Origin of the sequence: Peteryoungia aggregata LMG 23059, assembly GCF_030814435.1 — a bacterium.
GTDB classification, from domain to species: Bacteria; Pseudomonadota; Alphaproteobacteria; order Rhizobiales; family Rhizobiaceae; genus Allorhizobium; species Allorhizobium aggregatum.
In genome coordinates this window covers 60,477-76,280 of record NZ_JAUSUW010000009.1, presented here as the reverse complement: position 1 = coordinate 76,280, position 15,804 = coordinate 60,477, and the positions used below count along the sequence as shown (strand labels likewise).

13 protein-coding genes are annotated in these 15,804 nt (G+C 57.7%); 3 read left to right on the top strand and 10 right to left on the bottom strand.

The genetic code is table 11. From position 1 onward, the window contains the following. Window positions 1-30 precede the first annotated feature (30 nt). Both J2045_RS15740 and J2045_RS15735 read right to left on the bottom strand, forming a co-directional pair. Window positions 31-1,968, bottom strand: coding sequence for a propionyl-CoA synthetase (locus J2045_RS15740; RefSeq protein WP_307374448.1), 1,938 nt, complete (start codon window positions 1,966-1,968; stop codon window positions 31-33). A 110-nt stretch (window positions 1,969-2,078) separates the two neighbouring features. Then, on the bottom strand, window positions 2,079-2,738 hold the full coding sequence (locus J2045_RS15735; RefSeq protein WP_307374446.1) for a YggS family pyridoxal phosphate-dependent enzyme: 660 nt from the start codon (window positions 2,736-2,738) through the stop codon (window positions 2,079-2,081). A 193-nt stretch (window positions 2,739-2,931) separates the two neighbouring features. Between J2045_RS15735 and leuS the strand changes: the two genes are divergently transcribed. From leuS to holA, 3 genes are read left to right on the top strand one after another with little or no spacing between them, the layout of a single operon-like run. Then, complete coding sequence (leuS, locus tag J2045_RS15730) at window positions 2,932-5,553, top strand: leucine--tRNA ligase (protein WP_307374444.1); 2,622 nt, start codon at window positions 2,932-2,934, stop codon at window positions 5,551-5,553. Beyond that, a complete protein-coding gene (locus J2045_RS15725; RefSeq protein ID WP_307374442.1) occupies window positions 5,543-6,058 on the top strand; it encodes a hypothetical protein in 516 nt (171 codons plus the stop codon). Before leuS ends, J2045_RS15725 begins: the two co-directional genes overlap by 11 nt. A gap of 8 nt (window positions 6,059-6,066) precedes the next feature. Beyond that, entirely contained in the window at window positions 6,067-7,113 is a 1,047-nt protein-coding gene (gene holA, locus J2045_RS15720) for a DNA polymerase III subunit delta (protein WP_307374441.1), read from the top strand. On the opposite strand, the gene J2045_RS15715 is transcribed toward holA, so the two are convergent. From J2045_RS15715 to hemE, 8 genes are all read right to left on the bottom strand, one after another. Continuing rightward, window positions 7,110-7,991 carry a ParB/RepB/Spo0J family partition protein gene (locus J2045_RS15715; RefSeq protein ID WP_307374438.1) on the bottom strand — a complete coding sequence of 294 codons (882 nt, stop codon included), beginning with the start codon at window positions 7,989-7,991 and terminating at the stop codon, window positions 7,110-7,112. The genes holA and J2045_RS15715 overlap by 4 nt on opposite strands. 21 nt (window positions 7,992-8,012) lie before the next feature. Then, window positions 8,013-8,807 (bottom strand): ParA family protein, encoded by a 795-nt coding sequence (locus tag J2045_RS15710; protein WP_307374434.1) that lies wholly within the window; start codon window positions 8,805-8,807, stop codon window positions 8,013-8,015. Between the two features lie 15 nt (window positions 8,808-8,822). Beyond that, window positions 8,823-9,449 carry a 16S rRNA (guanine(527)-N(7))-methyltransferase RsmG gene (gene rsmG / locus J2045_RS15705; protein ID WP_307374637.1) on the bottom strand — a complete coding sequence of 209 codons (627 nt, stop codon included), beginning with the start codon at window positions 9,447-9,449 and terminating at the stop codon, window positions 8,823-8,825. Window positions 9,450-9,454: 5 nt separating this feature from the next. Then, a complete protein-coding gene (gene mnmG / locus J2045_RS15700; RefSeq protein ID WP_307374432.1) occupies window positions 9,455-11,326 on the bottom strand; it encodes a tRNA uridine-5-carboxymethylaminomethyl(34) synthesis enzyme MnmG in 1,872 nt (623 codons plus the stop codon). 27 nt (window positions 11,327-11,353) lie between these two features. Next, on the bottom strand, window positions 11,354-12,682 hold the full coding sequence (gene mnmE, locus J2045_RS15695) for a tRNA uridine-5-carboxymethylaminomethyl(34) synthesis GTPase MnmE (protein WP_307374430.1): 1,329 nt from the start codon (window positions 12,680-12,682) through the stop codon (window positions 11,354-11,356). Between the two features lie 48 nt (window positions 12,683-12,730). Further along, a complete protein-coding gene (gene rho / locus J2045_RS15690; protein ID WP_185808999.1) occupies window positions 12,731-13,996 on the bottom strand; it encodes a transcription termination factor Rho in 1,266 nt (421 codons plus the stop codon). Between the two features lie 192 nt (window positions 13,997-14,188). Continuing rightward, window positions 14,189-14,725: a protoporphyrinogen oxidase HemJ gene (hemJ, locus tag J2045_RS15685; protein ID WP_307374427.1), complete on the bottom strand. Its 537-nt coding sequence runs from the start codon at window positions 14,723-14,725 to the stop codon at window positions 14,189-14,191. Between the two features lie 4 nt (window positions 14,726-14,729). Continuing rightward, window positions 14,730-15,761, bottom strand: a complete 1,032-nt coding sequence (gene hemE, locus J2045_RS15680) for a uroporphyrinogen decarboxylase (protein ID WP_307374424.1) — start codon at window positions 15,759-15,761, stop codon at window positions 14,730-14,732. Window positions 15,762-15,804: the final 43 nt, after the last annotated feature.

Here is a 15,804-nt window from a genome sequence, read left to right as displayed (position 1 = left end):
GCCGGGGTTTTTTATTGTCTCGAATTCAGGTCACACGATCACAGCTGTCTTCGCGACGGCAGGAACCTGACCATGCGCTTGCAAGACGGAGGTGATCTCGTCGAGGATCGCGGGATCGTCGATGGTCGCCGGCATCTTCCAGGGCAGACCATCGGCGATCTTCTGCATGGTGCCACGCAGGATCTTGCCTGAACGCGTTTTCGGCAGACGATCTACCATCAACACCATCTTGAAGGCAGCCACCGGGCCGATCTCGTCCCGCACCAGCTGAACGACTTCCTTGGAGATCAGGGCATGGTCGCGGTGGACGTTTTTCTTCAACACGAGGAAGCCGCAGGGGATCTGGCCCTTGAGGTCGTCGGCGATACCGATGACAGCGCATTCGGCCACATCGGGATGCATGGCGCAGACTTCTTCCATCCCGCCGGTCGAGAGGCGGTGGCCCGCGCAATTGATGATGTCGTCGGTGCGGGCCATAACGAAGACATAACCGTCCTCGTCGATCACTCCGGCATCAGCCGTCTTGTAGTAGCCGGGGAATTCTTCGAGGCACGAGGTCCGGAAACGTTCGTCGGCATTCCAGAAGGTAACCAGGCAACCCGGGGGTAGGGGCAGCTTTGCAACGATATTGCCGAGCGTGCCAGGGGCCACCGGATGGCCGGCATCATCGAGAACATCGAGCGCATAGCCGGGCATAGCCTTGGTCGGTGATCCGTGTTTCACGGGAAGCAGTCCAAGACCCGCCGGGTTGGCGGCGATGGCCCAGCCGGTCTCCGTCTGCCACCAATGATCGATAACAGGAATTTTGAGGATCCGCTCCGCCCATTTCAGGGTTTCCGGGTCCGCCCGCTCGCCTGCAAGAAACAGGGCGCGCAACCCGGATAGGTCATAGCGGGCGACATGGTCGCCTTCGGGATCGTCGCGACGGATCGCGCGGAATGCCGTCGGAGCAGTGAACAGCACTTTGACGTCATGATCGCTCACCACGCGCCAGAAGGTGCCAGCGTCCGGTGTACCCACGGGCTTGCCTTCGAAGATGACTGTCGCGTTGCCAGCCAGCAGCGGGCCATAGACGATGTAGGAATGCCCGACAACCCAACCGATATCCGATGCCGCCCAGAAGACCTCACCCGGCTTGACGCCATAGACATTCTTCATGGTCCAGTTGAGGGCGACCATGTGACCGCCATTGTCGCGCACAACGCCTTTGGGTTGGCCCGTCGTCCCGGATGTGTAGAGGATATAGAGCGGATCGGTTGCCGCCACTGGCACGCAATCGACTTTGGTCCCGTTGACCTTTTCCTGCTCGATCGCCTGGGCGAGATCCACATCGCCGTGCTCATAGCGCAACGGCGCATGATATTGGTCACGCTGCAGGATAAGGCAGAAATCGGGTTTGACCTTGGCCATGTCAATCGCCTGGTCGAGCAGTGGCTTGTAGGGAACGATACGCCCCGGCTCCAGACCGCAGCTCGCGCCGATCACGACCTTGGCCCCGGAATCATCGATACGCGTGGCAAGCTCGTGCGCCGCAAATCCGCCAAAGACCACGGAATGCACGGCACCGATGCGCGCGCATGCGAGCATGGAGAAGACGGCTTCGGGGATCATCGGCATATAGATGATGACGCGATCACCCTTGCCGACGCCATGATTGCGCAGCACGGCGGCAATCGCCGAGACCTCGATCAACACGTCATCATAGCTATAGCGGGCCGTCTGCCCGGTCATCGGACTATCATAGATGACCGCGGTCTCCGCCCCGCGTCCTGTCTCAATGTGGCGGTCGATGCAGTTGAAGCAGGTATTGGTCTCACCACCGGAAAACCAGCGACCGTAGCTGCCTTGTGAAGGATCGAAGACGACCTCCGGCGCTTTGTACCAATGGATCTCCTCCGCCACGCCGCCCCAAAAGCCCTCCGGGTTGGCCCTCCAGGAATCATAGATGTCCTGATAACTGTCGCGCATGTCGATCCTCCCATGACAACGCTTCGGCTTTCGCCTTTGCCGTCATGTTAGGATCGACGAAGAGAGGAGGGAAGAGAGACCAAAGCGCTATGCCGAAGGTCTAAGGCGACTTAACGTGTGCCAAAAATCGCCGAACCGACACGCACACTGGTTGCCCCGAAGCCGATGGCGGTCTCGAAATCACCCGACATGCCCATCGACAACTTCTCGAGACCGTTTTCGCCGGCAAGCTTTGCAAGCAATGCAAAATGCGGGCCCGGGTTTTCATCGACCGGCGGGATGCACATGAGCCCCTCGATCTGCATTCCCAGTTCATCCCGGCAGAGCGCGACGAACGCTGCCACATCGTCGGGCGCGATCCCGGCCTTCTGCGGTTCAAGCCCCGTGTTGACCTGAATGTAGAAGCGAATGCTGCGCCCCTGCTGTTTCACTTCCTCTGCAAGTGCATGCGCGATTTTCTCGCGATCGACAGTCTCGACGACATCAAAAAACGCCACGGCATCGGCGGCCTTGTTCGACTGAAGGGGGCCGATGAGATGCAATTCGATGGTAGGTGTTTCGGCCTTCAAGGCTGGCCATTTGCCCTGCGCTTCCTGCACCCGGTTTTCACCGAACACGCGCTGTCCCGCTTCGATCGTCGGCCTGATATGCTCTGCATCGAAGGTTTTCGACACAGCAACGAGCGAAACCGAATCCGGCTCACGACCTGCTTCTTCAGCTGCCTTCGCGATTTTGTCCCGAACGTCCTGAAGCCGCTCTTCAACTGACATGCCAAACCCTCGTTTTGATCTGCTCGATATCTGGCGTCACCAGAACTTTCTGCAAGGGGTTAATCGCAGCCTTAGACGATGGCAAGCGTAGGCGCGGAAAGCCCGCGCGAATGCCTCAAAAACTTGACGCTTGGCCGGTTTCATGATGAAGGTCGGCCCTCTCTTTTTGATGCTATTCCCGGAAATGCAATCCATGGCTACCGAACGTTACAATCCGCGCGACGCCGAGCCCCGTTGGCAGGTGAAATGGTCCGAAGACAAAGTCTTCGAGACGGACAATGCTGATCCGCGCGAGAAATACTACGTCCTCGAGATGTTCCCCTATCCGTCGGGACGCATCCATATGGGCCATGTCCGCAACTATGCGATGGGCGACGTTGTGGCTCGTTACAAGCGTGCCCGCGGCTACAACGTTCTGCACCCGATGGGCTGGGACGCCTTCGGCATGCCGGCGGAGAACGCCGCGATGAAAAACAAGGTCCACCCCAAGGCCTGGACCTATGAAAACATTGCCACCATGCGTGGTCAGCTGAAGTCAATGGGCCTGTCGCTCGACTGGTCGCGCGAATTTGCGACCTGTGACGTCGACTACTACCACCGTCAGCAGCACCTCTTCCTGGATTTCCTGGAAAAGGGCCTGGTCTATCGCAAGAACTCCAAGGTCAACTGGGACCCCGAGGATATGACGGTGCTCGCCAACGAGCAGGTCATCGACGGTCGCGGCTGGCGCTCGGGTGCACTGGTCGAACAGCGCGAACTGACGCAGTGGTTCTTCAAGATCACCGATTTCAGCCAGGATCTGCTCGACGCGCTCGATGAGCTCGACCAGTGGCCGGAAAAGGTTCGGCTGATGCAGAAGAACTGGATCGGCCGTTCTGAAGGCATGGCTGTACGTTGGGAAGTGGCGTCCGGCAGCGAAGCCGGCGAGGTGACCGTCTACACGACGCGGCCCGATACCCTGTTCGGTGCGTCGTTCTTAGCGATCGCCGCTAATCATCCGATGGCGAAAGAAGCGGCAGCCCGTGACGAAGCCGTTGACGCTTTCTGCCAGGAATGCCGTCATGCCGGCACGTCGCTCGCGGCCCTCGAAACCGCCGAGAAGAGGGGCATCGATACCGGTATCCGTGTGAAGCACCCGCTCGATCCGAGCTGGGAACTGCCGGTCTATGTCGCGAACTTCGTCCTGATGGAATACGGCACGGGCGCCATCTTCGGCTGCCCCTCCGGCGACCAGCGCGACCTGGATTTCGCCCGCAAGTATGACTTGCCGGTGGTTCCGGTCGTCATGCCGAAGGACAGCGACGCCGCAACCTTTGAGATCGGCGATACCGCGTTTACCGATGACGGCGTGATGATCAATTCGCGCTTCCTGGATGGCATGACCACGACGGAAGCCTTTGAGGAAGTGGCCAAGCGCCTGTCCTCGGAACAGCTGAATGGCGCGCCGCAAGGCGAACGCAAGGTCAACTTCCGCCTGCGCGACTGGGGCATTTCCCGCCAGCGCTATTGGGGCTGCCCGATCCCGGTCATTCACTGCGACGATTGCGGCGTCGTGCCCGTGCCGAAGAAGGATCTGCCGGTGAAGCTGCCTGACGACGTCAGCTTCGACAAGCCGGGCAATCCGCTCGACCGTCATCCGACCTGGCGCCACGTTGCCTGCCCGTGCTGCGGCAAGGACGCCCGTCGCGAGACGGATACGATGGATACCTTCGTCGACTCGAGCTGGTATTTCGCCCGCTTCACCGCACCCTGGGAAGACAATCCGACGGATCCGGCCGTTGCCAATCACTGGCTGCCCGTCGACCAATATATCGGCGGCATCGAGCATGCGATCCTGCATCTTCTCTATTCGCGCTTCTTCACGCGCGCCATGCGCGAAACCGGTCATCTTGACCTGAAGGAGCCCTTCAAGGGTCTGTTCACCCAGGGCATGGTCGTCCATGAGACCTATAGCATCGGCGAAGGTCTGACGCGCGAATGGGTTGCCCCTGTCGATCTCAGGATCGAGGAGACCGACGGCGCCCGTCGGGCTTTCCTCCTGAGCAATGGCCAGGAAGCCAGGATCGGCTCGATCGAGAAGATGTCGAAGTCTAAGAAGAATGTCGTCGATCCCGATGACATCATCGGCTCCTACGGCGCGGATACAGCGCGCTTCTTCGTGCTGTCCGACTCCCCTCCGGATCGTGACGTCATCTGGTCGGAATCCGGTGTCGAAGGCGCCCATCGCTTTGTCCAGCGCGTCTGGCGCCTGGTTTCCGAAGCAGCGGAGAGGCTGAAGTCTGTGAAGCCGGTTCCGGCTCAGGAGGGCGATGGTCTCGCGGTTTCCCAGATCGCTCACAGGACTTTGAAGGCTGTTCAGGCGGACCTCGACAAGCTCGCCTTCAACAAGGCGATTGCCCGTATCTACGAATTGGTCAACAGTCTTGCAGGGCCTTTGGCAAATGTTGCAGCCGGGCAGGGCGATGCAACATACGTGGCAGCAGTGCGCAATGCGGCTGAGATCCTTGTCCAACTGATTGCACCCATGACCCCGCATCTGGCGGAAGAATGCTGGTCGGTCCTGGGCAATGGCGGCCTCGTTGCCAAGGCCGACTGGCCGCAATTCGAGGAGACACTGGTCGCAGAGAACGAGGTCGTTTTGCCCGTTCAGATCAACGGCAAGAAGCGTGCGGAATTGACAATCGCACGCGACGCAGACCAGAATGCCGTAAAGGAAGCTGTTTTGGCTCTCGACGCCGTGAAGGCCGCTCTCAACGGCCAGGCTCCGAAGAAGATCATCGTCGTCCCGCTAAGGATCGTGAATATTGTCCTCTGAACTCAAGCCATCCACGGTGCTTCGGCGCTCGCTTCTGATCGGAGCCGCGCTTCTTCTGGCAGGTTGCCAGGCACGTCCCCTGTATCAGGACACGAATGGTGAGACACGCGGCGCGCTCGCGGCGATTGCCTATTCCGAGGCGACTGACCGCGTCGGCCTGGAAACCCGTAACCGCCTGATTTTCCTGACAAGCGGTGGAGACGAAACCAAGACACCGGAGTACCGGGTTGACCTCACCGTGAGCAGTTCGGTGTCGGGCGTGCTTCTGGAAAAGGGGGCGGACACGCCGAATTCCGGCCGTGCCGTTGCAACCGGCAGCTACACGCTGAAGCGGATATCGGACGACACCGTGCTGAAAACGGGACGTCGGCAGACGGTCGCATTGTTCGACTATCCAAGACAGGAGTTCGCAAAGCTGCGCGCCGTACGGGACGCCGAGGATCGTGCAGCACGCGAATTGGCCGAACTCATCTATGCGGACCTTTCCATGGCGCTTGGTCGCTGAAGGCGATCATGGCGGAGATCAAGTCTCACGAGTTTGAAGGATTTCTTCAAAAGTCTGCCCGACATTATCGGCTCTTCGTCATCTACGGGCCAGACCGTGGTCTCGTGGCAGAACGTGCAGCGCAGATAGCAAAGACGACCGGTGTCGATCTCAGCGATGGTTTTGCACTGATCCGCCTGGACATCGGCGATATCCAGGCAGACCCTGGGCGCCTTATCGATGAGGTGAACGCCTTCGGTTTGTTCGGTGGAGAGAAACTGATCTGGATCCGTGGCGCGGCCAATGAAAAACAACTGGTCGACGGTCTATCCCATCTCGCGACACATGCACCAGAAGGAAGCTATGTGCTGATCGAGGCCGGCGACCTGAAAAAGGGCTCCGCTCTCCGCAAGGTCGCCGAATCCGAGCGCAGCATCGCCTGCATCCCCTGCTATCAGGACGATGCCCGGGCTTTAAGTGCCCTCATCGATGCAGAAATGGCCGCAAGCAACTTGAGGATCACGCCAGCGGCGCGAGAGCTGCTGCTGGAGTCCATCGGTGGTGATCGAATCGCGTCCCGCAACGAGATACAGAAGCTGATCCTCTACTGCCTCAAGGATCAACTGGTCGATGACCAGCACGTGTTGGATATCGTGGGCGACGCCAGTGCCGTCTCTACCGATGAAGTCGTGGATGCCGTTCTGGGTGGTGATCCCGATGGCTTCCTCCATGCCATACAGAAAGTCATTGCATCCAAGACGGCAGTCTTCCTTGTGCTCCAGGGAACAATGAAGCAGCTGCAACTTCTGGAAACCATGCGTCTGGAGATGGAGGAACGACAGCAACAGGCGGGGCAGGTCATGCAGACGCTCGGGCGTGGGATCCATTTCAAACGCAAACCCATCATCGAGAAAGCGTTACGGAACTGGAACAGTTCGGACATCGCGCGCGAGACCGCGAGGCTGAATGCGGCGATCCTTCAAACCCGCCAGAATGCAGCGCTGGAAGACAACACTGCCATCCAAACACTGCTTGCAACAACCTTGCAGTCCGCCCGGCGAAATCGCAGTGCCTAACGAGCCTCGAGCAGGCGGCAAATCTCTTCCAACTGGTCCAAGGTCTTGTAATTGATCCTCAGCTGACCGCCGCCACCTTTGTGTGTTATGGATACGGACAGGCCGAGCCGGTCGGAGAGGCTCCGCTCAAGGGCAACCGTATCTGAATCTTTTACATCGCGGATTTCCGCAGGCGCAGGAGAACTTTGTGCCTTGATATGGTTCTGCGCCAGCTTTTCGGCATCGCGAACCGACAGACCCTTCTGCGCAATTGTCTTAGCAAGTGTCACAGGGTCCGGTGTCGAGACCAAGGCGCGGGCATGACCAGCCGAAAGACTGCCATCCGCCAGCATGTCGCGAACGGGGTCCGGCAACTTCAGCAGGCGCAGGCTGTTGGCAACATGGCTGCGGCTTTTCCCGATGATTTCACCGAGGTCATTCTGTGTATATCCGTGCTCTGCGATCAGCTGCTCATAACCCAGAGCCTCTTCAAGAGGATTGAGATCAGCTCGCTGCACGTTTTCAACGATAGCCAGTTCCAGCGCTGTGCGATCATCGACGTCCCGGACAATGACAGGGATCTGCACCAGGCCGGCCAGTTGCGCAGCGCGCCAGCGCCGTTCACCGGCGATGATCTCATATCGATCAGCACCGATTGTTCGAACCACAACCGGCTGCACGATGCCGTGCTGGCGAATTGAACCAGCGAGATCCTGAAGCTCCGCCTCATCGAAATAGCGACGCGGGTTCTTCGGGCTGCGGGCAACGAACTCGATCGGTACAGTACGATCCGGATTGACGCTCGAACGCGCTTCCCCGGCCGGAACGGGCTGATCCATCTCTCCGATCAAAGCCGCCAGACCACGTCCGAGGCGTCGTTTCGATACGTCTTCGCTCATACTCACACCCTTGTACGAAGATTAGGCTGCTTTTCGCTGCCGTTCACGCTGAATGACCTCTGAGGCCAATTGCAGATAGGCCTGGCTACCCGCGCATTTGAGATCATAAAGAATAGCCGGCTTACCATAGGATGGCGCCTCAGAAACTCGGACATTCCGTGGTATGAGGGTCGCGTAAACCTTCTCGCCGAGATGTTCACGAACGTCGCTTACCACCTGCTGCGCCAGATTGTTGCGCGAGTCAAACATCGTCAGGACGATCCCTTGGATATCGAGTGTCGGATTGACGGTCTGCCGGACCTGATTGATGGTCTCGAGCAACTGACTGAGCCCCTCCAACGCGAAAAATTCACACTGCAGCGGTACGAGAACCGAATGTGCGGCGGCCATCGCATTCATCGTCAGAAGGTTGAAGGAGGGGGGGCAGTCCAACAACACGTAGCTGTAGGCCCGCGCGTCATCGAGATTGAGCGCCTTGCGCAGACGGAACACCCGGTCAGCCTGTTGTGAAATTTCCATTTCGAACCCAAGCAGGTCCATCGTCGAGGGGACGATGGACAGGTTCGGTACCGCAGTTTCCAGCGCCGTCTCGGTGATCGAATGAGAGCCGATCAAGACATCGTAGGACGACAGATGTCGATCGCGCCGATCAATACCAAGTCCGGTGCTGGCATTACCCTGGGGGTCGAGATCGACAATCAACACCTTCTCGCCGATCGCCGCAAGGGCTGTAGCGAGATTGATGGCCGTCGTGGTCTTTCCCACACCGCCCTTCTGATTGGCGATGGTAATGATACGGTTCTTTTCGAGACTCATTTGGCACCCGAAGCGTTAAACCCTGCGTGTCAGCGAGGTGATCTCCAGGATCACGGAATCTTCCTCGACCACGCTTTGGTGTTTTATCAGATCGAAGTCCCAGCGACCACGCGCTTTATCGATCTCTGTTTGGTAATCCCGCCCTTTATGGAAGAGCATTTTGAGCTTGTCATTCTTCTCAGCCCATGGACGGGCGTAATCGAACAGAAGATCGAGCTCCGCCAGTGCGCGGGCGGATATGCAATCGGGTGCCGGCAGATTTTTAGCGGCGTCTTCGATCCGCAGTGGATGAACGGATCCTCGTCCCCCAGTCTCGGTGATGGCCATACGCAGGAAGCTGCACTTTTTGTGATTGCTCTCCACAAGGTCAACCCAGCCATCCTCGGTCTCTGCCAGGACGATCGCCATGATTATCCCCGGAAAACCGCCGCCACTGCCGAGGTCGATCCAGCGGCCAGGCAAGGGTGAGATGTTTCGGAGTTGTAATGAATCCGAGATGTGGCGCGACCATAGCTGTTCCGTTGTCGATGGCGCGACGAGATTTATCTTCGCCGACCATTTCAGAAACAGATTTGCGAATTTTTCTAGTCGTTCCTGCGTTTCACGTGAAACAGTAATTCCAGGCGATGTGGTAGAGAGCATTCTCATCAAGACGCCAACCTCGAATTCGTTGTCTTACGAAGGTGACCAACCAGCAGCGCGACGGCAGCCGGCGTCATCCCCTCAATCCCCGATGCCTGCGCCACATTGTGTGGCCGAAGTGCGCTGAGTTTCCCCTTCAACTCGTTGGATAAACCGGACAACGACGAATAGTCGAAATCCACGGGGATCGCACGCTCTTCCTCTGCACGAACACTCTGGATGTCAGCACTCTGCCGTTCCAGGTAGATCTCATAGAGGCAATCAATCGAAACGGCATCGGAGATTTTCTCATCACATGACGCAAGATCAGGCCATACCTTCACAACGTCGGACCAGGAAACGTCTGGATAAGCCAGGATCTCGCGCGCCGACCTCCGACGGCCGTCCTGGTTGACCGAAACTCCCGCAGCAGCCATTTCGTTTGGCGAACAAACCAAGCTACCCAGCGCCTCAAACAGATCAAGGCGCTGCTGCTGATAATCAAGAAATTTGGCCCGACGCTCAGAGCCAACACACCCCAGCCTGATACCAAGAGGAGTCAATCTCATGTCAGCGTTATCGGCCCGGAGAGACAACCGATACTCGGCGCGCGAGGTGAACATCCGATAGGGTTCTGCGACACCGCGAGACGTCAGATCGTCGATCATCACCCCGATATAGGACTCGGTCCGGCTGAAGACTGTCGGCACCGAGCCAGCGGCAAAGAGCGCTGCATTCAAACCGGCGACCAGCCCCTGCGCACCAGCTTCCTCGTATCCGGTTGTGCCATTGATTTGACCGGCAAGGTACAGTCCCCTCGTCGTCTTGACGCTGAGCGTCAAGTCCAGTTGCTGGGGATCAACATAATCGTATTCGATCGCATAACCGGCTTGCAGGATGCGAACGTCTTCGAGGCCAGGGATCGATCGTATGAAGGCTTCCTGAACCTCCTCCGGAAGCGACGTGGAGATACCATTTGGATAGACTGTGTCGTCATCCAACCCTTCCGGCTCAAGAAAGATCTGATGCCCGTCACGGTCACCGAAACGATTGATCTTGTCCTCGATTGAGGGGCAGTAACGTGGGCCCACTCCTTCGATCTTCCCCGAATACATGGCGGAACGATGAATATTCTCTCGAATGATCTCGTGGGTCTTTGAGGTCGTCCGCGTGATTGCGCAGGCAATCTGGGGCGTGGTGATCCGATCCGTCATGAATGAGAAAGGTATTGGATCAACATCCGCTTCTTGCTTCTCCAAGGCGTCCCAACGGATACTCCCGCGATCTAGGCGCGCAGGCGTCCCCGTCTTCAATCGCCCCAAAGTCAGTCCAAGGGCACTAAGATCTCCGCTAAGACCAAGGGCAGGGGCTTCGCCGACCCGTCCCGCAGGGATCTGCCGATCACCAATATGGATGAGACCGTTTAGAAACGTACCCGTAGTCAGAACCACGGCTCTCGCGATCAGCTGCGAACCATCCTGGAGGCGTATACCATTAATTTCGCTACCGACTCGAATGAGACCGGTTACACCGCCTTCAACGATGCTGAGGTTGGGTATATCTTTCAGGTACCGTTGAACGGCATTTTTGTATAGGTTCCGATCCGCTTGTGTGCGGGGACCCCAGACGGCTGGGCCCTTTTTGCGATTGAGCATACGGAACTGAATGCCACCATCGTCTGCCGCCCTGCCCATCAATCCATCGAGAGCATCGATCTCGCGAACGAGATGCCCCTTACCCAGGCCCCCAATCGCCGGGTTGCAAGACATCACGCCGATAGTGTCTGTACGGTGGGTTACAAGAGCGGTTTGCGCGCCCATACGGGCCGCAGCAGCGGCAGCTTCCGTACCTGCGTGGCCACCGCCAACAACGATGACGTCAAAAAACGTCCCAGACATGTTTCTATCCACCCTGTTTCACGTGAATCACTTGCCGACACAGAATTCGGAGAAAATTTTGCCCAAAAGCATTTCGGTATCGATACGACCCGTGACGCGCGCCAGCTCGACAGATGCCAGGCGCAAGTCCTCTGCGCGTAATTCCAGAGGCTTGAACTCACCCTGAAGGGCAGAGCCGAGGAAACCAGAAGCGGAGCGCAGGCGCTGTGCATGCCTCAAACGACTTGGAATTGCAAGACTACTGACGTCAGTACGCTTCTTGACGCAGTCCAGTAGGTAATCTCTCAACTCATCCAACCCACGTTCATCCACCGTGGACACGACAAAATCACAACCGTGCAGGGAAGCCGCTTCCGGTTCAACGAGATCGACTTTGGTGCCTATCCTTGTCGCTGGACCAATGAGCTGTGACACCTGGTCCGGCGCCTGAGAGAGGTCGATGAGCTCGAGGACAAGGTCGGCACCCTCGACCGTGCGAAGTGCGCGACGGATACCCTCTTGCTCGACAAGGTCGCCTGTTTCACGGACGCCTGCTGTATCGTAGAGATCGAACTTGTATCCGCAGATGTCCAGTTCGCAATGCACCACATCACGCGTTGTGCCGGCGATCGGTGTGACTATAGCGACATCACGGCCGGCCAGCGCATTCATCAGGCTCGATTTGCCGACATTCGGACGCCCGGCGAGCGCCACCTTGAAGCCATCACGAATGATCTCGCCTGCCCGAAGGTCATCAAGTACCCGATCGACTTCTTCTTTCAGTTCCGAGACGCCAACCCAAACCCGATCGGAAACGGACCCGGGAATATCACCTTCGTCACTGAAATCCAATTCCGCCTCGAGCATGGAACGAGCCACGATCAGCTTCTCCCTCCAACCCTCGTAGACAGCGGAAAGTCGACCACCAGCTTGCTCGCTGGCCAACCGGCGCTGCATCTCCGTTTCAGCCGCCAGAAGATCTGCAAGACCTTCGACCTCTACGAGGTCCATCTTGCCGTTGGCGAAAGCACGTTTCGAGAATTCACCAGCTTCCGCCAGCCGTGACTGAGGGAATCCGGCTAAGCAATGGAGAACTGCATTGACGACAGCGCGTCCTCCATGAAGCTGGAACTCGGCACAATCTTCACCTGTGAAGGAGTGGGGGCCCGCAAAAAACAAAACAAGTCCCTGGTCGAGCACCTGTCCATCTACGGACCGGATAGAACGTAAGGTAGCCACACGTGTTTGTGGCAATCCGCCTGCCATCGTTTCCACAATGGCACGGCAGACAGGGCCGCTGATCCTGATAACGGCAACACCTGAAGGTAGGCCGCCCGAAGCAAGCGCAAAGATGGTATCGGATGGAGTACTCGTCACATCGCTCCTCCGCGCTGCCTAAGGAGCCCCGGCCACAGCCGGAACCCGTCAGGTGTTCATGGAGTCGAAGAAATCGCCGTTATTCTTGGTTTGCTTCAGTTTGTCGATCAAGAATTCGATCGCATCCGTGGTGCCCATCGGAGCAAGAATGCGGCGCAGGACGAAGATCTTCTGGAGGTCCTGCCGTGGCACGAGCAAATCTTCCTTACGTGTACCGGACTTCAGGATGTCCATCGCCGGGAAGATGCGCTTATCCGCAACCTTCCGGTCCAGCACGATTTCGGAGTTGCCGGTGCCCTTGAACTCTTCGAAGATGACTTCATCCATACGGCTGCCCGTATCGATCAAGGCTGTCGCGATGATGGTGAGCGAGCCACCTTCTTCGATGTTACGTGCGGCACCAAAGAAGCGTTTCGGACGCTGCAGCGCATTGGCGTCGACACCACCGGTCAGAACCTTGCCCGAAGAGGGAACAACGGTGTTGTAGGCACGACCGAGACGCGTGATCGAATCGAGCAGAATAACCACGTCGCGGCCATGTTCCACCAGACGCTTTGCCTTCTCGATCACCATCTCGGCGACCTGCACGTGACGAACAGCCGGTTCGTCGAAGGTCGACGATACGACTTCACCACGAACGGAACGCTGCATGTCCGTGACTTCTTCAGGACGTTCGTCAATCAGAAGCACGATCAGATAACATTCCGGGTGATTTGCCGTAATGGAATGGGCGATATTCTGTAGGAGTACAGTCTTACCTGTACGCGGCGGCGCGACGATCAGTCCGCGCTGACCCTTGCCGAGTGGTGCGACCAAGTCGATGACACGGGCAGACAGATCTTTCGACGTGGGAACATCGAGTTCCATCTTGAAGCGCTCATTGGGATAGAGCGGCGTCAGGTTGTCGAAATGAACCTTGTGACGGATCTTCTCGGGATCCTCGAAATTGATCGTGTTGACCTTCAGAAGCGCGAAATAGCGCTCGCCTTCCTTCGGACCACGAATCGGACCCTCAACCGTGTCTCCGGTCTTCAAGGAGAACCGTCGAATCTGGGAGGGCGAAATATAGATATCGTCCGGGCCTGGCAGATAATTCGCGTTTGCAGAGCGCAGGAAACCGAAGCCGTCCTGCAGGACTTCCACGACACCCTCACCGATGATCTCGACGTCCTGGCTCGCCAGCATCTTCAGGATCGCAAACATCAGCTCCTGCTTGCGCATGGTGCTCGCGTTCTCGACTTCGAGCGATTCGGCAAAGGTCAGGAGATCGGTCGGCGATTTGCTTTTGAGTTCTTGTAGCTTCATTTCAGCCATGAAGAGGGACCACGTCAGATAGAATTTTGAAGGGGAGCGGCGAGCTGGTGGAATTCGGTACGATCGCGAAGGCCGCAAATGACTGAATATTACGCAAGCCAATAGAGGAGGTGGCGCGAAAATAGCGACTCGTGGATTCGACCGCAAGCGAAAAGCCCTCGCTTGCGAAAATAAAGCGATCTCTCGAAAATCTTAAAAGGGTTTCACGACGGCAAGCACGACGATCACGATCATCAGCAAGGTCGGCGCTTCGTTCATCATTCGCCAGTAGCGCGGTGTCCGGATGTAATCCCCACGCCCGAACGCCTTGACCGCCTTGGAGAAATATCCATGGACGCCAGACAGCACGACCACTGCGAGGATCTTGGCGTGTAGCCATCCGCCCTGGAAGGCGAACACCTGCCAGGCGAGATAGAGCCCAAGGATCCAGGATACCACCATGGCCGGATTCATGATCACGCGCATCAACCGAGCCTCCATCACGGCAAAGGTCTGCGCCTGCTCCGACGCCGGATCACAATCACAATGGTAGATGAAAAGGCGCGGAAGGTAGAGCAGGCCGGCCATCCAGGAAATGATGGCAATGACATGCAGCGCCTTGATCCAGGGATATGCCTGGTCGGGTCCTGCAAGCATGATACCGCCACCGATCACCGCAAAGAAGCCAAGGGCCATCGCCGCTTTCCGCGCTGCTCTGGCACCCGGGTTGACGTCAATTTGTCTTTCCATCATCTCACCGGAAACTACGCACCTGGGTGACCAGATCCGTCACATGAGCAGGATTCGCCTGAGGCGTGATTCCGTGTCCAAGATTGAAGATCAATGGACCATGGCCAAGTGCCTGGAGAATGGCATCAATTCCCTCACTCAGGGCGGAACCGCCTGCTACAACCCGCATCGGATCGAGATTGCCCTGTACCGGACCATCCTTCTGCAGCTCCACGGCAAAACTCAGAGGCACTGACCAGTCTAGACCGATCGCGTCAGCACCTGTCTTTCGGCGGTACTGCTTCAGCAAGATCCCAGCGCCCTTTGCAAACGCGATGACCCTGGCATGCGGTCGACGCGACTTGACCGATTCGATGATGCGCCGTACCGGCTCAACTGCATAGGCTTCGAACTCAGCCTCGCCGAGAACACCTGCCCAGGAGTCGAAGATCTGGACAGCATCAGCGCCAGCGTCGATCTGCGCCACGAGATACTCAGCCGAAATATCGGCAAGAACATCGAGAAGCCTTCGAAACGCCTGCGGATGTCGATAGGCGAAAAGTCTGGCCGGAGCCTGATCAGGCGTCCCATGGCCGGCAATCATGTAAGTCGCAACGGTCCAGGGTGCCCCACAGAAACCGAGAAGCGTCGTCTCCTGAGGCAATTCCCTGCGCAGACGAGTGACTGTCTCGAACACCGGCTTCAGGTGTTCCATCACGCCAGCGTCTGACAAGGTCAGAATTCCAGCCTCGTCGATCGGATCCATCTGGGGTCCGTGACCTTCGGTAAACGTGACATTCCGGTGCAGAGCGTCGGGTATCACGAGAATGTCGGAGAACAGGATCGCTGCGTCGAAGCCATAACGCCTGATGGGCTGCAACGTCACCTCTGTCGCAAACTCCGGCGAATAACAGAGATCGAGAAAACTGCCCGCCTTCTGCCGAGTTTCCCGATACTCCGGCAGATAGCGACCTGCCTGTCGCATCAGCCAGATTGGAGGCGGAGTGACCGTCTCACCCTTGAGAACGTTCAGGACTTTACGGTTCGGCGTGCTCAAGGCTCAAGCCCTTTCAATAAAGAAAAGAGATATTGAATCTTCT